Raw genomic sequence first — 23,666 nt, forward strand, 5'->3', positions numbered from 1 at the left:
CGGCTGCGGTGGAAGGTGGCCCGGCATCCACACCGGAACGCCGCATGCCGACGGCACATCCCCAGCACCGCGGGCCCCAGCAGCACACGCCGCATGGCAAGGCGCTGGCCAACGCCCGCGCGCACCCCTGGCGCATCGCGGCCGCAGTGGTCGCCATCGCACTGCTGGTGCTGGTCCTCCTGTGGGACTGGAACTGGTTCAAGGGCCCGGTGGAGCGCATGGTATACGCACAGACCGGGCGCAGCTTCGACATCGGCGGCGACCTCGACGTCGACCTGGGCCTCACCACGATCGTCCGCGCCGACCGGCTGGTCCTGGGGAACGCCGACTGGTCCGACACGCCCGAGATGGCGACCGCCGACTCGCTCGAACTGCACGTGCGCCCGCTCTCGCTGCTGACCGGCAGCGCGCACATTCCCGAGCTGCGCCTGGCCCGGCCCGACCTGTTGCTGGAGACGGGCGCCAAGGGCGGCAACTGGATCTTCAAGGACACCCCGGGCGATGGCGACGGCCCCCGGATCGACCGACTGCTGGTGGATCAGGGCCGCCTGCGCTTCATCGACGCCGGCGACGACACCGACATCGACCTCGCCGTGGCCAGCCACGAGGGCGAAGCGGCCGGCGAACGCCCACTGACCCTGCACGGCGATGGCCACTGGCGCGGCGAGGCCTTCGAGCTCAGCGGCGCCGTCGCGTCACCGCTCGAACTGCGCTCGAGCGATACGCCGTTCGCGCTTGACCTCCGCGCGACCGCGGGCGCTACGCGCGCGCATGCACGCGGCGCCATCACCCGGCTGCTGGGGCTGGGCGCCTTCAACGTGCAGATGGCGCTTTCCGGCAAGGACCTCGAGGACCTCTACCCCCTGCTCGGGATCGCGCTGCCGCACACGCCGCGCTATGCGCTTGACGGGCGCCTGGTGCGCGACGGGGCGGTCTGGCGCTATGAAGGTTTCAGCGGCACGGTCGGCGACAGTGATCTCGGCGGCACCGCCAAGGTCACGACCGGCGGCGAGCGCCTGCTGTTCGAAGGCGACCTGCACTCCGACCTGCTGGACTTCGACGACCTGGGCGGCTTCGTCGGCGCCCCCCCGGACAGCGATGGCGACGAAAGCGGCAATGCCGAGCTCGAGGCCCAGGCCTCGGCGCGCGCCGCACGGGGCCGCCTGCTGCCCGACACGCCCTACGACCTGCACAAGCTGCGCACGATGGATGCGGACGTCCGCTGGAAGGCGGCGCGCATCGAGGCGCCGGGCTGGCCGCTGGACGACATGGACGCGCATCTGGTGCTCGAGGCCGGGCTGCTGCGCCTGGCGCCGCTGGATTTCGGCGTGGCCAGCGGCCGCGTGCGCTCGACCGTGCGCATGGACGCACGCGAGGAAGCGATCCGCACCGACGCCGCGATCAGTGCCCGCGGACTCGAGCTGGGCCGGCTGTTCCCCGACTCCGAACTCGCCGCCGACGCAGTGGGCAGCATCAGCGGCGATATCGACATCGCCGGCAGCGGCAATTCCGTGGCCCGCATGCTCGCCACCGCCGACGGCGACATCGCGCTTGGCATGGGCCGCGGCGAGATCAGCAACCTCCTGCTCGAACTCGCCGGCCTCGACATCTATGAAGCCCTCAAGTTCCTCATCGGCAAGGACCGCAGGGTGGCGATCCGCTGCGCCTTCGGCGACTTCGCGGTCGAGGACGGAGTGATGACGGCGCGCGCGCTGGCGTTCGACACCAGCGACACGATCATCATTGGCAAGGGCACGGTCGACCTGGGCGAGGAGCAGCTGGACCTGGAGTTGAGGCCCAGGCCCAAGGACCGCAGCATCCTCGCGCTGCGCTCGCCGCTGGTGGTGGACGGCACGTTCCGCGACCCCGGCTTCCGCCCCGACATGGCCAGGCTCGGCCTGCGCGGCGCGATCGCACTCACGCTCGCGAGCATCGCACCACCGGCGGCGCTGCTGGCCACGCTGGAGCTCGGCGGCGGCGAAGACAGCGACTGCGGCGGCGAGTACGCGCGGTAGCGCGCACTCGCAGGAGCGGCATTCGTGGCAGCTGCATTTTTGGGAGCGGCCATAGCCGCTCCCGCAGGTGTGGCGATGACGGTCAGGACGTGATGTAGCGCTGCAGGTGGTCCAGCTCGAGCTGCTGCTCCTCGATCACCGCCTTGACCAGGTCCCCGATCGAGACCAGTCCCACCACCCTGCCCTCCGCCACCACCGGCAGGTGGCGGATGCGGCGATCGGTCACCAGCTGCATGCACGCCGGCGCGACGTCGTCGAGGCCGACCGTCACCGCGTCGGCGGTCATGATGTCCCGCACCGCCGTGTCCCTGGACGAGCGCCCGGCGAGCACGATCTTCCGCGCGTAGTCGCGTTCGGAAACGATCCCGGCAAGCCCGCCTCCCGCATCCAGCACCACCAGTGCGCCGATACCCTTCTCGGCCATCAGCCGGATGGCGTCGATCACCGCCGCGTCCGGGCCTATCGCATGGACCTCAGGTCCCTTGGATTCCAGCAGCTGCCGTACCGTGCGCATCGCGACCTCGCTCGTCGATCGTGGGGGGCACGCCCGAGCATACCCCTTCGGCCGGCGACCAGGCGTCGACCAGGTAGAGCGGCCGCTGCTTCGATTCCTCGTAAAGGCGGCCGAGGTATTCGCCGATCAGGCCCAGGGCCATCAGCTGCACGCCGCCGAGGAACAGGATCACCGCCATCATTGTCGGCCAGCCCGCCACCGCGTCGCCCCAGACCAGGGCCTTGGCGATGATCCACAGGCCATAGCCGAACGCCAGCAGCGCCGTGGCGATGCCCAGGTAGGTGGCCAGCCGCAGCGGCGCGGTGGAAAAGCTGGTGATGCCCTCCAGCGCGAAGTTCCACAGTCGCCACGCGTTGAACTTGCTGCGGCCGGCCAGCCGCGGCTCGCGCCGGTAGGGCACGCTGACGCGCTTGAAGCCGATCCAGCCGAACAGGCCCTTCATGAACCGGTGGCGCTCGCGCAGTTCGCGCAGCGCGGCCAGCGCACGCGGAGAAAGCAGGCGGAAATCGCCGGTGTCGGCCGGCACCGGGGTTTTCGACAGGCGCTGCATCACGCGATAGAACAGGTGTGCCGAGGCGCGCTTGAACCAGCCGTCGCCTTCGCGCGCCAGCCGCGTGCCATGCACGTCGTCGAAGCCTTCGCGCCAGCGCGCGACCATTTCCGGGATCAGTTCCGGCGGGTCCTGGCCATCCGCGTCGAGGATCACCGCGGCGCCGGAGAGCACGCGGTCCAGGCCGGCGGTCAGCGCCGCCTCCTTGCCGAAGTTGCGCGACAGCCGCAGCAGCGACACCGAAGGGTCCGCGGCGGCGAGGCCCCGCATCACCGCCCAGGTCCCGTCGCTGCTGCCGTCATCCACGTACAGCACGCCACCCTCGACGCCGCCATCGGCCGCAAGCCGCGCCAGCACGGCGGCCACGCGCCGGTGCAGCTCGGGCAGCGCCGCGGCCTCGTTGAAGGCCGCCACCACCACGGTCAGTCGCTCAGGGCTCATGCCGCCATCCTAGCCTGCGCCGTCCTCACTCCAGCGCCTCCAGCCAGGCCTCGCCGCCCAGGTTGCGCATGTTGCGCTGGATCCACTGTGCGCGGCGCTGCACGTATGGCCCGGGGCGATGCGCGCTGTAGCGGCGCGGACTGGGCAGCACCGCCGCCAGGCGCGCGCTCTCTCCTTCGCTCAGCGCGTCGGCGTCCTTGCCCCAGTAGCTGCGCGCCGCCGCCTGCGCGCCGTAGATGCCGTCGCCGAACTCGGCCACGTTCACGTACACCTCGAGGATCCGCTGCTTCGGCCAGAGCGCTTCGACCAGCAGCGTGTACCAGGCCTCGGCGCCCTTGCGGACCCAGCTGCGCCCGCCCCACAGGAACAGGTTCTTGGCCAGCTGCTGGCTTATCGTGCTGGCGCCGCGCGTGCGCCCGCCGCGGGCGTTGTGCGCGCGCGCGCGTTCGATCGCCTCGAGGTCGAAGCCCCGGTGGCGGGCGAAGTTCTGGTCCTCGGCGGCGACCGCCGCCAGCGGCAGCGAGGGGGCGATCCGGTCGAGGTCACGCCAGTCGTAGGCGACCCGGAAGCCGGCATCACCCGCACGCAGGGCTTCGACCTGGCGGAGGGCCATGAACATCGAGAACGGCGGGTCGATGAAGCGCAACGCAAGCACCTGCAGCGCGCTCAGCAGCGCCAGCAGCAGCGGCAGCTTCCACAGCCAGTGCCAGCGGCTGCGCCGGCGACGGCCGCGCCCCGGCGCGGACGACGGCCCGTCATCCTTGTTCCTTCCCGGCACCATCCCCATCTCCACGATTCGCCCGCACGGGTCGATGCGACGATTATCCAGCCGCAAGGCCCCACCACAACGCGCAACGGATCCCCCGCATGACTGATGCCGCCAACGCCCCCGAGTCCCACGACCACCTGACCCGCTTCCTGCTGCCGCGTGCCGGCGTGCGCGGGGTGCACGTGCACCTGGGCGACACCTGGCGCCAGATCGCATCCAGCGACGACTATCCGCCGGTGGCGCGTGCGCTGCTCGGCGAGGCCGCGGTGGCATCGGCGCTGTTCACCGGCCACGTCAAGGTCGACGGCCGCCTGTCGGTGCAGCTGCGCGGCGAGGGCGCGCTGCGCACCCTGTTCGCCGAATGCACGGCCGCCGGCACCCTGCGCGGCATCGCGCGCCTGGCCGGGGATGCCGGCGACGCCAGCGGCGTCGGCGGCCTGGGCGGGGACGCCCTGCTTGCGATCACCATCGAGAACCCCGGCATCGGCAGCCGCGACGCGGCGCGCTACCAGGGCCTGGTGCCGCTGGACGCCCCAGACCTGTCGCGGGCCTTCGAGGACTATTTCGTCCAGTCCGAGCAGCTGCCGACCAGGATCCTGCTTGCGGCCGGGGAGGACGCGGCCACCGGCCTGATGCTGCAGAAGCTCCCCGCCGACGAAGGCGACGATGACGGCTGGGACCGGGCCAGTGCGCTGTTCTCCACTCTCGGCACGCACGAGCTCCTGGCCACGCCGGGGCCGGAGCTGCTGCACCGCCTGTTCCACGAGGAATCGCCGGAGGTGGTCGGCGGCCGGCCGCTGTCGTTTGCATGCTCGTGCTCGCGCGAGCGCGTGGAGGCGATGATGGTGTCCCTTGGCCGGGAGGAGGCGGAAGCCGCGTTGATCGACGGCACGGCACGGATCCACTGCGAGTTCTGCGGGCAGGCCTACACATTCGACGCCGGGGCCCTGCACGCCCTCTTCACGACCCGCCTGAGCCCAATGGAGGCCCCGCCGGGACTGCAGTGACGCGGAGGGATTGTTAAGAAAACATGAATCGACTAGAGTCGGCACCATCATCGGGGCGGAACTTCCGCCACCTGTCAGGGGTCTATACGGCACGCCATGAAGACGCGCCTTGCACAGCTGTCGCTCTCCCTGATCCTCGCCCTTGGCGTGGCAGCGGGCGCGCATGGACAGACGCTGCAGGGCAAGCGGGGCCAGGCCGTGCTGCCGGTATGGAACCAGTCCAGCGGCAAGATCGAGGCCCTGCTCCTGCTTGAACCCGCCCGGGCCGACCAGGCCTCGGTGTTCGGGGACAGCGCGCTCGATGCCGCGTTCGGCCTGGATGCCGGCAATTCGCTGGGCGTGTTCTGCGACCGCAAGACCGGCATCGCCAGCGCCCTCGGCAACCTCGCCAACAACTGCATGCTCGCCAGCTTCGAAGACGGCGCCGGCGGGCATGCCAGCGGCACCGCGGCCTTCCGGGCCGGCGACAACACCCGCCTGGGGCTCAGCGCCGGCAGCGGCAGCGGCACCCTTCCGCCCTGGCTTGCCACCGGCAACCGCGGCACCGCCGCCACGGTCGACCTCAACGACCTGACCGTGTTCGCGCAGCACAACATCGGCCGCGAGGGCGTGGTCGCCATCGCCGGCACGATGGCGAAAGCCACGCTGATGACCCCGGCCGAAGCCACCCACCTGGGCATCGGCGACGCCTGGACCTCGCACAGCCTGACCATCGGCGGCGGCTATGGCCGCTTCGGCGCCAGCATCGTGGGCCACGTCGTGGAGACGCCCGGCCAGCCCAAGTGGGAAGGCGTCGGACTGGGCCTGACCTGGCGTACGCCGTGGAGCGGTCAGCTCACCGTGGGCGCCGACAATCTCGTGACAAAGGGCCGCAATCCCTTCGCTCCGGGCCTCAACGGCCGCGACGATGAAGGCACCGTGCCCTATATCAGGTACGAGCAGGACCTCTAAGTCCTTGATTTTTGCGGGCTTCCTTGGCGAAGCGCGCGATTATTAACAACACTTTAATTTTTCCTCCGGCGGGGCTACTATCGGCATCGGCCTTGCCGGGCTTGGCGTCTTTCTTGATTCCACCGGTGGGGTTCCCATGGGATTTACCCAAGACTCACTGGAGAGAGAGATGACCCTTAAGACCACCAAGCTCCGCGACGCGATCACTTTCGCGCTCGTCGCGGGCACCGCCTCGATCGCGGGCACTGGTGCGGCGTTTGCACAGGAATCCAGTTCCACGCAGGCGACGACCCTGGACCGCATCGAAGTTACCGGTTCGCGCATCCGCCAGGTTGACGTTGAAACCGCCCAGCCGGTCATGACGATCAGCCGCGAAGACATCCAGGCCGGTGGTTTCAACACCGTTGCCGACATCCTGTCGAACATCCCGTCGGCGGGCGCTCCGACGTTCAGCCGCACCTCGCCGCTGACCGCCAACCAGGAAGCCGGCGGCCAGTACATCGACCTGCGCAACCTCGGTGCACAGCGCACCCTGGTCCTGCTCAACGGCAAGCGCCTGGGCATCAGCCCGGACGGCTTCCAGGACGTGTCGACCATCCCGACCGTCATGGTCGAGCGCATTGACGTCCTGAAGGACGGCGCCTCGTCCATCTACGGCTCCGACGCCATGGCCGGCGTGATCAACATCATCACCCGCAAGAACTTCGAAGGCGCGGAAGCCAACGCCTACTTCGGCCAGTACGGCGAAGGCGACGGCACCAAGCAGACCTACGACTTCGTGGTCGGCATGGCCGGCGATCGCGGCTCGGTCACCATCGGTGCCGAGTCCCACGACGAAGAAGGCGTCTGGGCGCGCAACCGCTGGTTCTCGAAGGACAGCTACCCCGGCTATCCGCAGTACAGCACCACCGCAGTCGGCCAGTGGGGCAATTGGCGCCTCCCGGGCTCAGCCCCCTCCGACCCGTGGTTCGTAGCGGATCGCGGGAGTGACGCCCTGGGTACCGACGGCTGGCACACGCAGACAGGTGCCGACACCAGCATCCCGTCCGACCAGATGCATGTGATGACGCCGCTCAAGCGTCGTTCGCTGTTCGTCAACGCCAACTACGACCTGACCGACAATATCCGCTTTGTCACCGACCTCGGTTACACCAAGCGCGAGTCGTTCCGCCAGATCGCAGGTTATCCGACCCAGTCCGGGGCGGCGGCTGTCAGGGCCCCGATGGCCGCGGACAGCTACTTCAATCCGACTGGAGGGGTATCTGCGGTCGACTGGCGTCGTCGCGGCTGGGAAGTGCCACGCACCACCGACACCGACCAGACCACGTGGCGCTTGACCGCCGCTCTGGAAGGCTCGTTCGAAGTCGGTGAGCGTTACTTCGATTGGGATGTCGGCTACATGTTCAACGAGAACGACACCCTCATCACCAACAACGGCAACTTCTTCATCCCCAACGTCCGCAGGTCGGTGGGCTCCTCGTTCATGAACGACCAGGGCCAGCTTGTCTGCGGTACCCAGGGCACTGGCCCCAACGGCAGCGACCAGGTGATTGCCGGCTGCGTGCCGTGGAACCCCTTCGCGGGCTTCGGCACCGGCGCGGTGGCAAATTCGCTGGCCGATCCGGCGGTGCAGGCCTACCTGTTCAAGGAAGAGCATGCCACTGGCAAGACCGAGACCAACAACTACTTTGCCAACCTGGCGGGTTCGCTGTTCGCGCTGCCGGCCGGCGACCTGGGCTTCGCTGTGGGCTACGAGTACCGCAAGGAAGAAGGCGGTTTCAGCCCGGATGCCATCGCGCAGTCGGGTGACTCCACCAACCTCGCGTCCGGTCCGACCTACGGCTCGTACTCGGTGGACGAGGTCTATGCCGAGCTGAACATCCCGATCCTCGCCGATGCCGCCTTCGCCAAGGAGCTGAGCCTCAGCGTTGCCACGCGTTACTCGGACTTCGACACCTTCGGCGACACGACGAACAACAAGTTCGGCGTGAAGTGGCGTCCGATGGACGACCTGCTGGTGCGCGGCACCTGGGCCGAGGGCTTCCGTGCCCCGACCATTGGTGACCTGTACGGCGGTACCTCGGAGACCTTCACCACCGGCTTCCGCGACCCCTGTGACAGCGTCTATGGTGTCGCCGCGGGTTCGGCCCGCTGCCTGCAGGACGTCCCCGCGGACTACCGCCAGCTGAAGCAGGGCTTCGAACCCACGGACGCAGCTGGCGCCCAGAGCCCGGTGCCGTTCACCGCAGGCTCCAACCCGCTCCTCGAGCCGGAGTACTCCACCTCGAAGACCATCGGCCTCGTCTACAGCCCCAGCCAGATGCAGGGCCTGAGCGTGGCGCTGGATTGGTGGAACATCAAGATCGAGAACACGGTGGTGTCGGACAGCCCGAACGACATCATGAGCGACTGCTACGTCGGCCTGATCGAAAGCCGCTGCGGGCTGTTCTCGCGTGACGCGAGCCTCGGCAACATCGTGAGCCAGCTGCGATATGGCATGCGCAACGCGGGCTGGGCCGAAACCGAGGGCTTCGACCTTGACGTGAACTACAGCCTGGATACGGACATGGGCCGCTTCGGCGCCCGCTGGGCCACGACCTATGTCAGCAGCTACGACGTCAAGTCCACCGACGATCCGGAAGCCGTCCCGGGTCCGGCCAACGGCTTCAGCGGCAACTTCCGCGTACGTTCCAATCTCAACCTGAGCTGGGCCCTCAACGACTTTGCAGTCACCTGGGGCATGCGCTACACCTCGGGTGCCAAGGAAGGCTGCATGGGCTTTGAGGACGCGGACGGGAATCTGGAGCACTGCTCGCTGCCGAACTACCAGGCACCGGACACGCTTGGCAAGATCGTGCCGCAGAACGAAGTCGGTTCGACTACGTTCAATGACCTGCAGGTGAGCTGGAATGCGCCGTGGAACGCCCGCATCGCGTTGGGTGCCAACAACGTGCTCGACAAGGATCCGCCGCTGTACTACAACTCCAACGGCCGGGCCTCGGGCTTTTCGTTCTACGGTGGCCACGACATCGGTCGCTTCATCTACATGCGCTACCAGCAGAAGTTCTGATCCTCTGAACATCCGCTACGCTTGACGCTACAGCCCCGAAAGGGGCTGTAGTTTTTTCCGCCTTCGCAAAACCACGAGGTTCACGACCATCCATGGACACCGGCGTCCCCAAGCAACAGATGATTGCCGCGCTGAACCGCCGGCAATGGGGCGAAGCGCATTCGCATGCCACGCGCCTGATCGACCTTGGCGCAACCGACCCCGAAATCCACTTCATCGCCGGCGTGGCCCTGCTGGAACAGCATGGCGCACTCGGCGCGCAGGATCATTTCAGGCGGGCCATCGCCCTTGAACCGCGGCGTCCCGACTTCCACCTGTACCTGGCAAGGGCCTGCGCGTCGTCCCAGGACTACGATGCGGCCCTGGTTGCCGCCGACCACGCCGAGCAGCTCCTCCATCCCGGGCACGCCGTCGGCTTCGACACACTCGGCGTCGTGCTCGCCCAGTGCAACGCCCATGAGCGCGCGGCGGCCGCGTTCCGGCACGCGGTCGGCCTGGATCCGGACGACCCCGGGCTCCGCTTCAACCTGGGCACCGCCCTTACTTTCCTCGGCGACCTCGATGGTGCCGAGCGCGAGCTGGAGGCCAGCGTGCGCCTGGACCCGCATCACTGGCGGGCGCACCACTCGCTCTCCCAGCTGCGCCGGCAGACGCCGGAATCCAACCACATCGAGCGGCTGAAGACGCTGGCCCGGGCGGCCACGGGCAAGGTCACCGCCACCACGTTCCTGAACATGGCGCTCGCCAAGGAGCTCGAGGACATCGGCGACCACGACGGCGCATTCCACCACTGGGTCGCCGGCAAGGGCGCGCCCGGGCACCTGCTGCAATACTCGAGGAAGAAGGACGAGGCGCTCTTCCAGGCGCTGGCTTCGGGCTTCCCCATTCCCTGCGCCGAACCTGCAGAACCTGCCGAACCCGCCGCCCGCGGCAGCGCGGCAGCCGACCCGATCTTCATCGTCGGCATGCCGCGCACCGGCACCACCCTGGTGGACCGCATCGTCTCCAGCCACCCGCAGGTGCAGTCCGCGGGCGAGCTGCACAACTTCGCCTCCGCCTGGAAGCGCGCCATGGGCGGCCCCGGGTTCGAGATGTTCAACCCCGCGCACATCGCGCGCGCGAACGCCGGGGAGCTGGACTGGCGCAAGCTCGGTGACGACTACACCGCCGGCACCCGCGCCTTCAGGAACCAGGCGCCCCGCTTCACGGACAAGCTGCCGCACAATTTCCTGTATCTCGGATACATCGCGCGCGCGCTGCCGGAAGCCACCCTCGTCTGCGTCCGCAGGCATCCGCTGGACACCTGCCTCAGCAACTTCAGGCAGCTGTTCGCGCCGGAATCGCCCTACTTCGACTATTCCTACGACCTCCTCGACACCGGTCACTACTACATCCTGTTCGACAGGCTGATGGCGCACTGGAAGGCGGCCTTCCCCGGTCGGATCCTCGAGGTCCGGTACGAGGACCTGGTGACGGAGCAGGAGCGGCGCAGCCGCGAGCTCATCGCCCATTGCGGGCTCGAGTGGGACGATGCCTGCCTGGCGTTCGAAAAGAACGCCACGCCGGTCTCGACGGCGAGCGCGGTGCAGGTCCGGGCACCGATGTACACCACCGCGCTGGGGCGGTGGAAGCGTTACGAGCGCCGGCTTGCGCCGCTCAGGGCGATGCTGGAGGACGCAGGCATCGACTGCGACTGAAGTGGTGTGTGCCTGCCGGCAACGGTCGCGCCGCCGGCAGGCACCGGCCCGGTCCGATCAGGCCGCGGGCACCGCGCTTTCGAGGTCGCGCAGGCTCCTGCGTAGCGGTGAGTCACCGGGCACGCCGAGCCCGTCGAGATAGGACGCGACCTCGGCGGCCTCCGCCTTCCAGCCTTCCAGGTCGACGCGCAGCAGTTCGGCCATGTCCGCGTCGGACACGTCCGCGCCGTCCAGCTTGAGCGCGCCCTCCGCGGGCACGTGGCCGATCGCCGCGGCCTCCGCCCTGGCGCTGCCGTCCACGCGGCCGATGATCCACTCCAGCACGCGCAGGTTGTCGCCGAAGCCCGGCCACAGGAAGCGGCCGCCGGCATCCTTGCGGAACCAGTTGACGTGGAAGATCCCCGGAAGCTTCGCGCCCGGCCGGTCGAAGGACAGCCAGTGCGCGAAGTAGTCGGCGAAGCTGTAGCCGCAGAAGGGCTTCATCGCCATCGGGTCGCGGCGCATGACGCCGACCGCGCCGGTTGCCGCGGCCGTGGTCTCCGAGCCCATCGCCGCGCCCACCAGGACGCCGTGCGCCCAGTCGCGCGCCTCGAACACCAGCGGCACCAGGCTGGAGCGCCGGCCGCCGAAGACGATGGCGCTGATCGGCACGCCCTGCGGCGCCTCGGCCTGTGGCGTCCAGGTCGGGCACTGGCGGGCGCTGACGGTGAAGCGCGAGTTCGGATGCGCGGCCGGGCCGTTGGCGGGGTCGAAGTCGCGCCCCTGCCAGTCCTTCGCGGGCACGCGCTTGTCCAGCCCTTCCCACCACGGCTGGCCGTCGTCGGTGACCGCGACGTTGGTGAAGATGGCATCCCGCTCGATGGTGTGCAGTGCGTTCGGATTGGACTTCTCCGATGTGCCCGGGGCGACGCCGAAGAAGCCGGCCTCCGGGTTGATCGCCCACAGGCGGCCGTCTTCGCCGGGATGCATCCAGCAGATGTCGTCGCCCACGGTCCACACCTTCCAGCCCTTCTCGCGATAGGACTCCGGCGGGATCAGCATCGCCAGGTTGGTCTTGCCGCAGGCGCTCGGGAAGGCGGCTGCGATGTAGTGCACTTCGCCCCGCGGGTTCTCGATGCCCACGATCAGCATGTGCTCGGCCAGCCAGCCCTCGCTGCGGGCCTGGTGCGAGGCGATGCGGAGCGCGTGGCACTTCTTGCCCAGCAGGGCGTTGCCGCCGTAGCCGGAGCCGTAGGACTTGATCGCCAGCTCGTCCGGGAAATGCATGATGAAGCGGCGGTCCGGGTCGAGCTCGCCGGTGGAGTGCAGGCCGCGGACGAAGGTGTCCGGCTCGCCGCGGGCGGCGTGTTCGAGGCCTTCGCGCTCGATGCGCGCCAGGGCGTCGGCGCCCATGCGCGTCATCAGCCGCATGTTGGCGACGACGTATGCGGAATCGGTGATCTCGACCCCACAGCGCGCGAGCGGGGAGTCGAACGGTCCCATGCAATAGGGCACCACGTACAGGGTGCGGCCTTGCATGCAGCCGTCGAACAGGGCGTCGACCTTGGCGTGCGCCTCGGCCGGGGCCATCCAGTGGTTGTTGGGGCCGGCATCCTCGCGCCTCTCGTGGCAGACGAAGGTCAGGTGCTCGACGCGGGCCACGTCATCGGGACTCGAACGGTGCAGCACGCAGCCGGGATGGGTGGCCTGGTTGAGCGGCAGCAGGGTGCCGTCGGCCATCATGGCCTCCTGCAACGCAGCCGCTTCGGCATCGCTGCCATCGCACCAGACCACGCGCGCGGGCCGGGTCAGCGCCGCGACTTCGTCGACCCACTGCTGCAGCGACGGAAGGCGCGTGCCGGGCGTCGCGTTCGCGCCCTGCTGGGGAACTGCATTCATGTCTCGCGCCTCCGAAGTGCGCTTTTTTCAGTCTGGACACGCAATTCTATCCAGCGCGGCCGGCGCCACTGTGCTGCACTGCATCAAACACGGGCCTGTCGCGCACCCGCCGGGCGTGCCGCATCGCTCAGCGCGGGACGAGCGTATCCATCAGGTGCTCGACGTATTCGTCGAACTCCTCCTGCGGCATCCGCGCCTGGTGCAGCTGAAGGTTTAGCTGCAGGAAGCCGACGTAGGCGGCGTAGGTCAGACGGGCGCGATGCCGGGCATCGGTGCGGCCCAGCCCGGCCTGGCGGAAGGACGCGGTGAGATAGTCGAGGCGACGCTGCGAAACCCGGTCGATCACCGGCTGCACGGCCGGGTGGTCCGGCGCCTTGAGCAGGGCGCTGTAGACCACGTGCGACTTGAACTCGCGCGCGACCATCTGGAACAGCGCGCGCAGGCGTTCGCGCGGGTCGGACACCGCCTCCAGCTTGCCGAAGACGTCCTGCTCCTCATGGGCCTCCCAGCGTTCGAGCGCCGCCTGCAGCAGCGCGTCGCGCGAGGGGAAATGCCAGTAGAAGCTGCCCTTGGTGACACCCAGCCGGCGGGCCAGCGGCTCCACCGCCACGGCGGCCACGCCCTGTTCGGCGATCAGGTCGAGCGCGGCCTCGGCCCAGTCGTCGGCACTGAGCCGGTTGCGTTCGCTTTTCGCGGCGGTTTTCTTCATTCCCCGAGTGTATCCATACGCCGGGGTGCGGGACAGCGTCGGCCGGCGATGGCGTTGACAGGCCCCGGCGCAAAATCCATACTGACCCGTATGGCCAGTGGGGAGGCCCGGCGCCGCGCGCCGGGCACACACTGGTTCCCAACCAGCCGAAGGCGAGCGCAACGCTCGCGGAGACCGTGCCATGAGTATCGTCGTCCCCTTCCTCGTCCTGCTGCTGGTCGGCGCGTTCGCCGCCTACCACCGGATGCGCCTGGCCAGCTGGGCGGCCATCACCGCCGCCGCGCTCGCCGCCTGCTGGCTGCTGGGCGCCGACCGCACGGCCACGCTGGTCGCGATCGTGATCGCCGCGCTGGTCGCCGTGCCGCTGCTGCTGCCCTTCATCCGCAAGCCGCTGCTCACCGCGCCGCTGCTGAAGTTCTACCGCAAGATCCTGCCGCCGCTGTCGCAGACCGAGCGCATCGCGCTGGAAGCCGGCTCGGTCGGCTTCGAGGGCGAGCTGTTCTCGGGCGCGCCGGACTGGAACCAGCTGATGTCCCAGCCGAAGCCGGAGCTCACCGCCGAGGAGCAGGCGTTCCTCGACGGTCCGGTGGAGCAGCTCTGCCGCATGACCGACGACTGGGACATCACCCACGTCCGCGCCGACCTGCCGCCGGAGATGTGGCAGTACATGAAGGACCAGCGCTTCTTCGGAATGATCATCCCGAAGGAATACGGCGGGCTGGGCTTCAGCGCGCTCGCGCACCACAAGGTGATCCAGAAGCTGGCCACGATCTCCAGCGTGGTCAGCTCCACCGTGGGCGTGCCCAACTCGCTGGGCCCGGGTGAGTTGCTGATGCACTACGGCACCCCGGCGCAGAAGGATCACTACCTGCCGCGCCTGGCCGACGGCCGCGATGTGCCCTGCTTCGCCCTCACCGGTCCATTCGCGGGTTCCGACGCCACGTCCATCCCCGACTTCGGCATCGTCTGCAAGGGCGAGTGGGACGGCGCCCAGGTGCTGGGCGTGAAGCTGACCTTCGACAAGCGTTACATCACGCTGGCGCCGGTGGCGTCGCTGATCGGCCTGGCGTTCCGCATGTACGACCCGGACGGCCTGCTCGGCGACGTGCGCGACATCGGCATCACCCTGGCCCTGGTGCCGCGCGAGGTCGAGGGCATGGACGTCGGCCGCCGCCACTTCCCGCTCAACTCGCCGTTCCAGAACGGGCCGGTGCGCGGGCACGAGGTGTTCGTGCCGCTGAGCCGGATCATCGGCGAGGAGAACGGCTTCGGCGAAGGCTGGCGGATGCTCAGCGAGTGCCTGTCGATCGGGCGTTCGATCACCCTGCCCTCCACCGCCAGCGGCGGCGCCAAGTCCGGCGCCATCACCACCGGTGCGTACGCGCGGATGCGCAAGCAGTTCGGCCTGTCGATCGGCCGCTTCGAGGGTGTCGAGGAAGCGTTGGCGCGAATCGGCGGCAAGGCTTATGCGATCAGTGCGCTGTCGCAGGCCACCGCGGCCGCGGTCGACCGCGGCGACGTGCCGGCGGTGCCGTCGGCGATCGCGAAGTACCACTGCACCGAGATGGGCCGTGAAGTCGCCAAGGACGTCATGGACGTCATCGGCGGCAAGGGCATCATCCTCGGCCCGCGCAACTTCGCAGGCCGCGCCTGGCAGGCGTCCCCGATCGCGATCACCGTCGAGGGCGCGAACATCATGACTCGCAGCCTGCTGATCTTCGGGCAGGGCGCGATCCTCTGCCACCCCTGGGTGATGAAGGAAATGAAGGCGGCGCAGGATCCGGACGAACGCGCCGGCCTGGAGGCCTTCGACCGCGCGCTGTTCGGCCACATCGGCTATGCGATTTCCAACGCGGTGCGCTCGGTGTGGTTTGCCGTGACCGGCTCGCGCTTCGGCCGCGCGCCGGGCGACGACTACACCCGCCGCTTCTTCCGCCGCCTCAACCGCCACTCCGCCAACCTGGCACTGATGGCCGACGTATCGATGCTGATGCTGGGCGGCAAGCTCAAGTTCAAGGAGTCGCTGTCGGGCCGCCTGGGCGACGTGCTCAGCCACCTGTACATGACCAGCGCCATCCTCAAGCGCTACCACGACGAAGGCGCTCCGGTGGCCGACCGTCCGCTGCTCGCCTGGGCGTACCACGACAGCGTGCACAAGATCGAAACCGCGCTGTCGGCGGCGCTGCGCAACTTCCCGATCCGGCCGGTGGGCTGGCTGATGTGGCTGCTGATCTTCCCGCTCGGCCGTCGTGCCGAGGCCCCCGGCGATCGCCTTGGACATCGCGTCGCGGCCCTGCTGATGACGCCGAACGAAGCGCGCGACCGGCTCGCGTCCGGCGTGTTCACCACGCCCGGCGAGAACAATCCTGCTGGCCGCATCAACAGCTACCTGGCCGCGGCCGTTGCCGCCGAGCCGGTGGAACGCAAGTTCCTCAAGGCGCTGAAGAACAAGGGCATCGAGGCCCTGGACTTCGCCAGCCAGCTTGACGAGGGCGTTCGCGAAGGCTGGATCACCGCCGAAGAGCGCACGCAGCTGGAAGAGCTGCGCGTGATGACCCTCGACGCGATCACGGTCGACGACTTCCATACCGAAGAGCTGCGCTCTGCGGGCTACCGCGACCTGCATCGCCCGGACGGGACGCGCGAAGCGGCCTGAGCCGGAGCCATCACCGAAGGCGCCCGAGGGCGCCTTCGCCTTTTCCGGAGATTCCGCATGGGCGCGACCATCCTCGACATCCACGGGCGCATGGCCCGTTGGCCCGGCGGACGCTGGCTGTTCTCGAAGCTTGTCTGCCTCAAGGCGCCCTACTTCGCCAGCATCTCCCCGCGCATCGAGCGCCTGGAGCCGGGATGCTGCGAGGCCAGCCTGCGCCACCGCCGCCGCGTCAGCAACCACATCGGCAGCGTGCATGCGATCGCACTGTGCAACCTGGCCGAGCTTGCCGGGGGGCTGGCGATCGACGCCAGCCTGCCGCCGTCCATGCGCTGGATCCCGAAGGGCATGGACGTCGAATACCTGAAGAAGGCCAGCGGTACGATGCGCGCCGTGGCGATGCCGGCGGCACCGGTTGTCGAGGCGACCGCGGGTTACGCGCTGCCGGTGGGGGTCACGGTCAGCGATGCCAGTGGCGAAGCGGTGTTCCGCGCACGCATCGCGATGTGGGTCTCGCCGAAGCCCGCGCGGTCGTGATCCTGTTCAAGTAGCCGCGGGCGCGGGCTGGCACCACGCTGCCCGACCGCGCGATTTCGCGGATCGGCAAACCACGTCACGTGGGTTTGCGGGCTGCGGGCAATGGCCCCGCAACCGGATCCTGCGGCAGCGTGCGCTCGGCGCGCACCACGCGCCAGGCACCGAAGGCCATGCCCAGGGCGATGCCGAGCCCGGCCAGGAACACCATGCTCGAGCCCAGGGTGGCCAGGGCCTTGTGCACCCAGACGAAGGTAAGGTCGCCGCCGCGGTAGACCGCGGTGTCGATCACGGCCTTGGCCTTGTAGCGCTCCTCGCGGTCGACGCGGGTGTAGAGCGTCTCGCGCGCCGGCTTGGCCAGCGAGAACTCGCTGGCGCGGGTCACGATCTGCACGATCGCCACCAGCATCGGCAGCGGCGATGCCGACAGCGCCGCGAAGCCCAGCACGATCGCCAGCGCCGGCAGCAGCAGCAGCGGCGCGATGCCATAACGCTGCAGCAGGAAGCGCGTCAGCAGCAGCTGGATGGCGATGGTCAGGCCGTTGATCGCCCAGTCGAGCATGGAGTAGAACGCCGCGCGCTCTTCGGCGGTCTCGAAGGCCGCGCGCACGATCGCCGCCTGTTCGTTGTAGAGCAGCGTGCCGACGCCGACGCCGAAGAACATCAGCACCGCCAGGGCACGCAGCAGTGGCCGCTGCCAGACCAGCTTCAGGCCGGCCAGGATCGAACCACCCATCGCACGGCCGTCGATACCGCCGCCGTGGCTGCGCTCGCGCGCCAGGGCCCACGGACGCAGCTTGATGATGCACAGCAGGCACACGGCCAGGAAGCCGGCAGAGACCAGCAACAGGTTGGCCACGCCCACCGGACCGACCAGGAAGCGGGTGATCGCCGGCCCGACCAGCGCGCCGATGGTGCCGCCGGCACCGATGTAGCCGTAGAACTGCTTGGCGTTGGCGTTGTCGAACACGTCCGCCATGAAGCTCCAGAACACGGTCACCGCGAACAGGTTGAACACCGCCACCCAGACGAAGAACACCGCGCCGCGCCCCGGGATGCCGCTGTCGAACGCCCACCAGAAACCCAGCAGGCAGGCGATGAACACCAGGTACACCGCCGGCAGGAAAACCCTGCGCGGGAAACGTGACACCAGCGCGCCATAGAGCGGCTGCAACAGCACCATCGCGATGAAAGTGGCGGTGAACAGCAGCTGGAGGGTGAACTCGCCGACTTCGATACCGAAGCGCTCCCCCAGGGCGATCAGTCCACGCGGGAAGACGGCTGCGGCATCCGACGATGCCCCCATCGCATCGCGCACCGGACGCAGCACGTAGTAGCCGCACAGCAGGCTGAAGAAGTACAGCATCGCCCACCACAGCGGCGGCGAGGCGGCGAGCGCGGCGCGGAAGCGTCCCGGATGCCTGTCAGCGCCTGCCTGATCCCTGGTCATCAAACCGCCGCCCTGCACTTACCGTCCATCGTGGCGGCACGTTATCCGATCAGTGGCCGCCGCCGCCACCCCGGCGCCTGCAGGCCCCGCGCCCTGCCTCAGGCGGCTGCTTCGAGACCGGGCGGAAGCGGACAGTGCAGCACGCCGCAGATCGTGCGCAGCAACTCGGATTCGGCGACCGAAATGCGCCCGTCGTGACTGGCCGCCGCGGTCACCGCTTCGACCATCATCTGCTTGGCCAGCGGTTCCAGCCCATCGAGCGCGGGCCACACCTCGTCAAGCGCGAGCACGCCGGCCGCCGGCGGCGCGTAGGCCACATGGTCGCGCGGCAACACGCGCTGCAGGCCTGCGAGATAGGCGCGCTGCGCGGCCGCGGGGTCGGCGGGGTTGCCGGCCTGCGCCACCACCGCGAGCAGGGTCGCGAACTCCTGGCGCACGCTGCCCGGCTTGCGGCGGCCGAATCGCGCATGGCGCCGCGGATCCAGCGACTCCCGCAGCTGCACCTCGAGCAGGCGCGCCATGCAGTACTCGAACAGCGACACCTTTCCGTCGCAGTGGACGACCGCGTGCACGGTATCGAGGAAGGCCTCGAGTTCGGGGCGCGGCCGCCGCCGCAGCACCGGGAACGCGATCGCGGCAAGCGGCAGGCGCTGCATCGGGTGCAGGGCGACCAGGTCGCCGCCGTGCAGCGCCAGTGCACCCTGGGCCACCGCATCGCCAAGGCGCGCGGCGATCTCGGCGCGCTGGTGCCCGCGGATGGTGGCGTCGCCATCAAGCAGCAGGCCGAGCACCAGCGGCAGAACCGCTTCGCGCGAATGCGCAAGCGTGCGCAGGGCTTCGGGCATGCCGTGGACGATGGCGTCGGCGCGGTGGTAGTCGTCGGCTTCGGGGCTGCCGACCTGGGCGGACACCATGGACGGCGTGACGTCGAGCTGGCCGTCGCGTGCCGGCAGCCCGCCGGCATGCCCGTCCAGACCCATCATGCGGTCTTCCTGCAGGCCCGACGGCGGCGCCAGCGCCCACTGGCTGCGCATGCGCTCCAGCTGCTCGCCGCGGAAGCCGGGCTCCAGCGCCTGGATGCGTTCGAGGATCGGCGGGTGGGTGGCGAACAGGCCGCTGAAACCGACCCCGTCGCCGAACAGCATGTGGCTCGCCTCCTCGGCATCGGCCTTGTCGCTCAGGCGTGCGCCGTCGGGCAGGCCGGCAATCTTTTTCAGCGCGCCGGCGAGGCCCGCGGTCTGGCGCGTGAACTGCACCGCCGAGGCATCGGCCAGGCGCTCGCGCGAGCGGCTGACGCTGGCCTTGATCATCCGTGCGAAGAACATGCCGATGCTGCCGACCGCCAACGCCACCAGCGCCGCGACCATCACCGCCGCGGCATTGCGGCTGCGACCACCGCCCAGGTAGAGCACCTTGCGCCCGATCAGGCTGATCATGAGGATGCCGAACAGCACCCCCATCAGGCGGATGTTCAGGCGCATGTCACCGTTGAGGACGTGGCTGAACTCGTGCGCGATGACGCCTTGCAGTTCGTCGCGGTTGAGGCGGTCCAAGGCGCCGCGCGTCACCGCGACCGCCGCGTCGCTGGTCGAGTAGCCGGCGGCGAAGGCGTTGATCGCGGCTTCGTTCTCCAGCACGTAGAGGCCGGGCACCGGCACGCCGGACGCGATCGAGATCTCCTCCACCACGTTGCGCAGCCGCCGCAACGACGGATCGGTCGAGTCCTGCGGAACCGGCGTACCGCCCAGCTGCAGTGCCACGACATCGCCACCGCCGCGCAGCGAGGCCAGCCGGTACATCGAGCCCAGCCCGATCACCGCCAGCGTGGCCAGGGTGGTGAACGCGAGCACGCCCCAGTCGGGACCGACCACGAACGCGACCGCAACGTCGATCGCCAGCACGATGCCGAGCACCGCCATCGCGAACAGGACGAACAGGCGCGTGCTGCTGCGGCGGGCCTGCGCCTGCTGCTCGAAGAAGTTCATCGAGCGCTAGAACTGGACCTTCGGCGCCTCGCGGACCTCGGCCTTGTCGGCCGGGATCTCCAGCAGCGCCGCGGCATCGAAATTGAACATGCCGGCGAGGATGTTGGACGGGAACACTTCGCGCTTGATGTTGTAGGCCATCACCGAGTCGTTGTAGGCCTGGCGCGCGAACGCGACGCGGTTCTCGGTGGAGGTGAGCTCTTCGGTGAGCTGCATCATGTTCTGGTTGGCCTTGAGGTCCGGATAGGCCTCGGCCACCATCATCAGGCGCCCCAAGGCGCCGTTGAGCAGGCCCTGCGCCTGGCCCAGCTCGGCCATCGCAGCGGCGTCGCCGGGGTTGGCCTTGGCCGCCGACAGGCCCGACATCGCGGCGCTGCGCGCGGCGATCACCGCCTCCAGCGTCTCGCGTTCGTGCGAGAGGTAGCCCTTGGCGGTCTCGACCAGGTTCGGGATCAGGTCGAAGCGGCGCTGCAGCTGCACGTCGATCTGCGCGAAGGCGTTCTTGAACGCGTTGCGTGCGGCGACAAGGCCGTTGTAGATGCCGACGCCCCACATCAGGACGACCACCACCACGGCAAACACGAGCAGGATCAGCAGGCTGGACATCAAAGCTCCCCTTGTTCATGCAAATGCGGAACCGGGGGCATATGATCACCCCGCAGTCGCAGCATACGCAGGGAAAACGCCCGATGAAAGACGCATCGCGCATGTCTCGCCGCCTTCTCCTGGGTGCCGGCCTGTTTGCATGCCTGACGCCCATGGCGGTCGGGACCGCGGCCCAGTCCGAACTCCGATGGGAGCCGGCCGCCACGGCGGCGGCGACACCGGCCACGCAGCCAACGCCGGTCACTGGCGGCAGCTCGCCGCTGCTGCCGCCCGGCACGTCCTCCATGCCGCTGGCCAGCGGCTTCGACACCGCGCGCTTCGAAGCGATGGCGCAGGCGGTCGTCGCCAACCAGCGCGTGCCCGGCCTCGCGATGGCCATCGTCCACAAGGGCGAAGTGATCAGTGCGCGCGGCTACGGCATCACCGACGTCAGCGCCGCCGAGCCGGTCGATGCGCACACGGTGTTCCGCCTGGCATCCCTGTCCAAGCCCTTCGCGGGCACGGTGACCGGCCTGCTGGTCGCCGAAGGTTCGCTGCGCTGGGACAGCAACGTCGCCGACTTCATGCCGGCGCTGCGCTTCTCGCAGCCGGAAGCCGCCGGCAAGCTGACCGTCGCCGACGTGCTCAGCCACCGCGTGGGCTTGGGCCGCAACACCTATGACCGGGAGATCGAGCGCAACGCGGACTATCGCAACCTGGTGCAGAAGCTCGCGCAGGCACCAATGACCTGCGATGTCGGCGAGTGCTACAGCTACCAGAACGTCGCCTTCAGCCTGGTGGGCGACGTGGTGTTCGCGGCCACCGGCCAGTTCTTCAGCGAAGCGGTGACCGGACGCATCTTCAAACCACTGGGCATGGACGACGCCAGCTACGGGCTCGAGGGCATCCAGGCCAGTCCGCGCTGGGCGAAGCCGCACGTGCGGGCCGGCGGCGGCTGGCGCTCGCTCATGCCCAAGCCCACCTACTACCGGATCGCGCCGGCGGCGGGCGTCAACGCCAGCATCAGCGACATGGCGCAATGGCTGATCGCGCAGTCGGGGCGGCGCCCGGACGTGTTGCCACCGCCGCTGCTGGCGACCCTGCAGCAGCCGCTGGTGTCGACGCCGCGCGAGATGCGCAGTTCTTCATGGCGGCGCGAACGGCTCAACGATGCCGGCTATGCGCTCGGCTGGCGCGTTTATGACTATGCCGGCCACCGGGTGGTGTTCCACGCCGGCGCGGTCCAGGGCTATCGCGGCCTGATGGCGATGATGCCCGACCGCGACCTCGGCATCGTGGTGCTGTGGAACGGCGAGAGCAGCCTGCCCACGGGCCTGCTGCCGACGATCCTCGACAGCGCCATCGGCCTGAGCCCCCAGCGCTGGCTCGACGTCGACCTCGAGGAGGTGGACGAACTGCAGATGGCCGATGCTGCCGCGCACGAACCCGCCGCGTTCCCGGCCCGCGCATCCACGCCGGGCCCGCGCGGCAGCGGTGGTGCGACCGTCTCGTCCGCCCGGCCGGACTGATCCTCCACGCATGAAAAACCCCTCCCGCGCCTGGGCTGCGGGGGAAGGGTCGAGTCCACGGCGATCGGGATCGGCTACATCAGCGGTGCGGGTGCCGCGGGGATGGACACGGCCGGCGCCTTGGCCTTGCGCGGGGCGCGCTTCTTCGCCACCTTCTTGGCAGTCTTCTTGGTCGCCGCCGCCTTGCGGACGGTCTTCTTGGCGGCCGCCTTCCTGGCCGGAGCCTTCTTCGCGGCGGCCTTCCTGGCGGTCTTCTTCACCGCCTTCTTGGCGGTCTTCCTGGTCGCCTTCTTGGCGGTCTTCTTGGTGGCCTTCTTGGCGGCCTTCCGGACAGGACTCTTCCGGGCGACCTTCTTCGCAGACTTCTTGGCCGTCTTCTTCGTGGCCTTCTTGGCGGCCTTCTTGGTGGCCTTCTTCGCGACCTTGGTGGCCGTCTTCTTCGTGGCCTTCTTCGCGGTCTTGCGGGTGGCCTTCTTCGCCGCCTTCTTCACCGCCTTCTTCGCGACCTTCTTCACGGCCTTCTTGGCGACCTTCTTCTTCGCGACCTTCTTGGCGACCTTGCGCGGTGCAGCCTTGCGCACGGCCTTCTTGGCGGTCTTCTTGGCCGCCTTCTTGGCGACCTTCTTCTTTGCGACTTTTTTAGTGGCCATGTGATGGCTCTCCTCGTCAGTGGAACTTGCAGGTACTACTGCCCAGTACGAAACGCACCGCGGGTATCGGACCCACGGTCAACCGACGACGCGCATGGCGCGTCGTGCCGGATCGGGTGCTGCCTGGCACGAAAAAACCCGCTGCGCATCGCGCCGCGGGTTGCATGCATGTAACGGCCTGGAGTTTTCGCGAAGAAGACAACGCCTGAGTCCACCATTGCGACCATCCGGGCGGAGGACTGAGTTGTGTCACGCGTTGTTGTCCGGGTCGCACTCACTCTCTTCTGTGACCATCGTGTTGTTGTGCCGAAACCTAATCACGCTTTTTTTTCCTGTCAACACCCGTCGACGCCCCTGGCTTGGTGGACCGGCGTTTCGTTCATCGTGCCTGCCGTCGCACGCGCAGCGTGCAACAACGGGAAGTCCTGGCCTGGCGATCGCCACGCATTACGACGCACGCACGAAAGCACTTGTTTTAAGCACTATCGGCAATGCGAGGGGGGACAGGCGCGCACGCGTTGCGGAACGCCCGCCATGCAGCGACGCCACGCATACGACGTTCGCGAGGATGTGCACGCGGCGTGCACGCACATGGCACGAACGCGACGGCGGTGGTGCGCCAATGACCGAATTGCGCGGAACTGCGCGCGCCTCCGGCAACGTTTCCTGCTCGCACAAA

17 protein-coding genes are annotated in these 23,666 nt (G+C 68.8%); 8 read left to right on the forward strand and 9 right to left on the reverse strand.

The window, feature by feature from the left end:
• Window positions 1–44: 44 nt before the first annotated feature.
• The gene (locus tag WCE39_RS02675) at window positions 45–2,015 is read left to right on the forward strand and encodes an AsmA family protein (protein ID WP_343275166.1); all 1,971 of its coding nucleotides are present in this window, start codon (window positions 45–47) and stop codon (window positions 2,013–2,015) included.
• 82 nt (window positions 2,016–2,097) lie between these two features.
• Here the strand turns inward: WCE39_RS02675 and WCE39_RS02680 are convergent, their stop codons facing one another.
• The 3 genes from WCE39_RS02680 to mtgA are packed head-to-tail and all read right to left on the reverse strand — an operon-like array spanning window position 2,098 to window position 4,301.
• Window positions 2,098–2,529, reverse strand: coding sequence for a CBS domain-containing protein (locus tag WCE39_RS02680; protein WP_343275167.1), 432 nt, complete (start codon window positions 2,527–2,529; stop codon window positions 2,098–2,100).
• Entirely contained in the window at window positions 2,489–3,520 is a 1,032-nt protein-coding gene (locus WCE39_RS02685) for a glycosyltransferase family 2 protein (protein WP_343275168.1), read from the reverse strand. Before WCE39_RS02685 ends, WCE39_RS02680 begins: the two co-directional genes overlap by 41 nt.
• A gap of 25 nt (window positions 3,521–3,545) precedes the next feature.
• Window positions 3,546–4,301, reverse strand: coding sequence for a monofunctional biosynthetic peptidoglycan transglycosylase (gene mtgA, locus WCE39_RS02690; RefSeq protein WP_343275169.1), 756 nt, complete (start codon window positions 4,299–4,301; stop codon window positions 3,546–3,548).
• A gap of 86 nt (window positions 4,302–4,387) precedes the next feature.
• Between mtgA and hslO the strand changes: the two genes are divergently transcribed.
• From hslO to WCE39_RS02710, 4 genes are all read left to right on the forward strand, one after another.
• Window positions 4,388–5,296: an Hsp33 family molecular chaperone HslO gene (gene hslO / locus WCE39_RS02695; protein ID WP_343275170.1), complete on the forward strand. Its 909-nt coding sequence runs from the start codon at window positions 4,388–4,390 to the stop codon at window positions 5,294–5,296.
• A gap of 132 nt (window positions 5,297–5,428) precedes the next feature.
• Window positions 5,429–6,247 (forward strand): XOO1806 family protein, encoded by an 819-nt coding sequence (locus WCE39_RS02700; RefSeq protein ID WP_343275227.1) that lies wholly within the window; start codon window positions 5,429–5,431, stop codon window positions 6,245–6,247.
• Window positions 6,248–6,416: 169 nt separating this feature from the next.
• Window positions 6,417–9,317, forward strand: coding sequence for a TonB-dependent receptor domain-containing protein (locus WCE39_RS02705; protein ID WP_343275171.1), 2,901 nt, complete (start codon window positions 6,417–6,419; stop codon window positions 9,315–9,317).
• A 92-nt stretch (window positions 9,318–9,409) separates the two neighbouring features.
• Complete coding sequence (locus WCE39_RS02710; protein WP_343275172.1) at window positions 9,410–11,014, forward strand: tetratricopeptide repeat-containing sulfotransferase family protein; 1,605 nt, start codon at window positions 9,410–9,412, stop codon at window positions 11,012–11,014.
• Between the two features lie 57 nt (window positions 11,015–11,071).
• On the opposite strand, the gene WCE39_RS02715 is transcribed toward WCE39_RS02710, so the two are convergent.
• Both WCE39_RS02715 and WCE39_RS02720 read right to left on the reverse strand, forming a co-directional pair.
• Window positions 11,072–12,892, reverse strand: a complete 1,821-nt coding sequence (locus tag WCE39_RS02715) for a phosphoenolpyruvate carboxykinase (GTP) (RefSeq protein ID WP_343275173.1) — start codon at window positions 12,890–12,892, stop codon at window positions 11,072–11,074.
• 127 nt (window positions 12,893–13,019) lie between these two features.
• Entirely contained in the window at window positions 13,020–13,601 is a 582-nt protein-coding gene (locus WCE39_RS02720; RefSeq protein WP_343275174.1) for a TetR/AcrR family transcriptional regulator, read from the reverse strand.
• A gap of 181 nt (window positions 13,602–13,782) precedes the next feature.
• Here WCE39_RS02720 and WCE39_RS02725 point away from each other — a divergent pair, with 181 nt between their 5' ends.
• Both WCE39_RS02725 and WCE39_RS02730 read left to right on the forward strand, forming a co-directional pair.
• Window positions 13,783–16,257 carry an acyl-CoA dehydrogenase gene (locus WCE39_RS02725; RefSeq protein ID WP_343275175.1) on the forward strand — a complete coding sequence of 825 codons (2,475 nt, stop codon included), beginning with the start codon at window positions 13,783–13,785 and terminating at the stop codon, window positions 16,255–16,257.
• A gap of 57 nt (window positions 16,258–16,314) precedes the next feature.
• The gene (locus WCE39_RS02730; RefSeq protein WP_343275176.1) at window positions 16,315–16,791 is read left to right on the forward strand and encodes a hotdog fold domain-containing protein; all 477 of its coding nucleotides are present in this window, start codon (window positions 16,315–16,317) and stop codon (window positions 16,789–16,791) included.
• 76 nt (window positions 16,792–16,867) lie between these two features.
• Here WCE39_RS02730 and WCE39_RS02735 read toward each other — a convergent pair whose 3' ends face one another.
• The 3 genes from WCE39_RS02735 to WCE39_RS02745 form a co-directional block, all read right to left on the reverse strand.
• Window positions 16,868–18,238, reverse strand: a complete 1,371-nt coding sequence (locus tag WCE39_RS02735) for an NTP/NDP exchange transporter (RefSeq protein WP_343275177.1) — start codon at window positions 18,236–18,238, stop codon at window positions 16,868–16,870.
• A 98-nt stretch (window positions 18,239–18,336) separates the two neighbouring features.
• Window positions 18,337–20,223: a M48 family metallopeptidase gene (locus tag WCE39_RS02740; RefSeq protein WP_343275178.1), complete on the reverse strand. Its 1,887-nt coding sequence runs from the start codon at window positions 20,221–20,223 to the stop codon at window positions 18,337–18,339.
• A 6-nt stretch (window positions 20,224–20,229) separates the two neighbouring features.
• Window positions 20,230–20,829: a LemA family protein gene (locus WCE39_RS02745; protein ID WP_343275179.1), complete on the reverse strand. Its 600-nt coding sequence runs from the start codon at window positions 20,827–20,829 to the stop codon at window positions 20,230–20,232.
• A 119-nt stretch (window positions 20,830–20,948) separates the two neighbouring features.
• On the opposite strand from WCE39_RS02745, the gene WCE39_RS02750 reads away from it, so the two are divergent.
• Window positions 20,949–22,337, forward strand: a complete 1,389-nt coding sequence (locus tag WCE39_RS02750) for a serine hydrolase domain-containing protein (protein ID WP_343275228.1) — start codon at window positions 20,949–20,951, stop codon at window positions 22,335–22,337.
• A gap of 74 nt (window positions 22,338–22,411) precedes the next feature.
• Here WCE39_RS02750 and WCE39_RS02755 read toward each other — a convergent pair whose 3' ends face one another.
• The gene (locus WCE39_RS02755; protein WP_343275180.1) at window positions 22,412–22,987 is read right to left on the reverse strand and encodes a hypothetical protein; all 576 of its coding nucleotides are present in this window, start codon (window positions 22,985–22,987) and stop codon (window positions 22,412–22,414) included.
• Window positions 22,988–23,666: the final 679 nt, after the last annotated feature.

The sequence above is a fragment of the Luteimonas yanweni genome, from assembly GCF_039548475.1.
Taxonomy (GTDB): Bacteria; Pseudomonadota; Gammaproteobacteria; order Xanthomonadales; family Xanthomonadaceae; genus Luteimonas.

Excerpts from the sequence above, each read along its gene's own strand:
- WCE39_RS02675 (WP_343275166.1), top strand. The coding sequence starts at position 45 with ATGCCGACGGCACATCCCCAGCACCGCGGGCCCCAGCAGCACACGCCG.
- WCE39_RS02680 (WP_343275167.1), bottom strand. The coding sequence starts at position 2,529 with ATGCGCACGGTACGGCAGCTGCTGGAATCCAAGGGACCTGAGGTCCAT.
- WCE39_RS02685 (WP_343275168.1), bottom strand. The coding sequence starts at position 3,520 with ATGAGCCCTGAGCGACTGACCGTGGTGGTGGCGGCCTTCAACGAGGCC.
- mtgA (WP_343275169.1), bottom strand. The coding sequence starts at position 4,301 with ATGGTGCCGGGAAGGAACAAGGATGACGGGCCGTCGTCCGCGCCGGGG.
- hslO (WP_343275170.1), top strand. The coding sequence starts at position 4,388 with ATGACTGATGCCGCCAACGCCCCCGAGTCCCACGACCACCTGACCCGC.
- WCE39_RS02705 (WP_343275171.1), top strand. The coding sequence starts at position 6,417 with ATGACCCTTAAGACCACCAAGCTCCGCGACGCGATCACTTTCGCGCTC.
- WCE39_RS02710 (WP_343275172.1), top strand. The coding sequence starts at position 9,410 with ATGGACACCGGCGTCCCCAAGCAACAGATGATTGCCGCGCTGAACCGC.
- WCE39_RS02715 (WP_343275173.1), bottom strand. The coding sequence starts at position 12,892 with ATGAATGCAGTTCCCCAGCAGGGCGCGAACGCGACGCCCGGCACGCGC.
- WCE39_RS02720 (WP_343275174.1), bottom strand. The coding sequence starts at position 13,601 with ATGAAGAAAACCGCCGCGAAAAGCGAACGCAACCGGCTCAGTGCCGAC.
- WCE39_RS02725 (WP_343275175.1), top strand. The coding sequence starts at position 13,783 with ATGAGTATCGTCGTCCCCTTCCTCGTCCTGCTGCTGGTCGGCGCGTTC.
- WCE39_RS02730 (WP_343275176.1), top strand. The coding sequence starts at position 16,315 with ATGGGCGCGACCATCCTCGACATCCACGGGCGCATGGCCCGTTGGCCC.
- WCE39_RS02735 (WP_343275177.1), bottom strand. The coding sequence starts at position 18,238 with ATGACCAGGGATCAGGCAGGCGCTGACAGGCATCCGGGACGCTTCCGC.
- WCE39_RS02740 (WP_343275178.1), bottom strand. The coding sequence starts at position 20,223 with ATGAACTTCTTCGAGCAGCAGGCGCAGGCCCGCCGCAGCAGCACGCGC.
- WCE39_RS02745 (WP_343275179.1), bottom strand. The coding sequence starts at position 20,829 with ATGTCCAGCCTGCTGATCCTGCTCGTGTTTGCCGTGGTGGTGGTCGTC.
- WCE39_RS02755 (WP_343275180.1), bottom strand. The coding sequence starts at position 22,987 with ATGGCCACTAAAAAAGTCGCAAAGAAGAAGGTCGCCAAGAAGGCGGCC.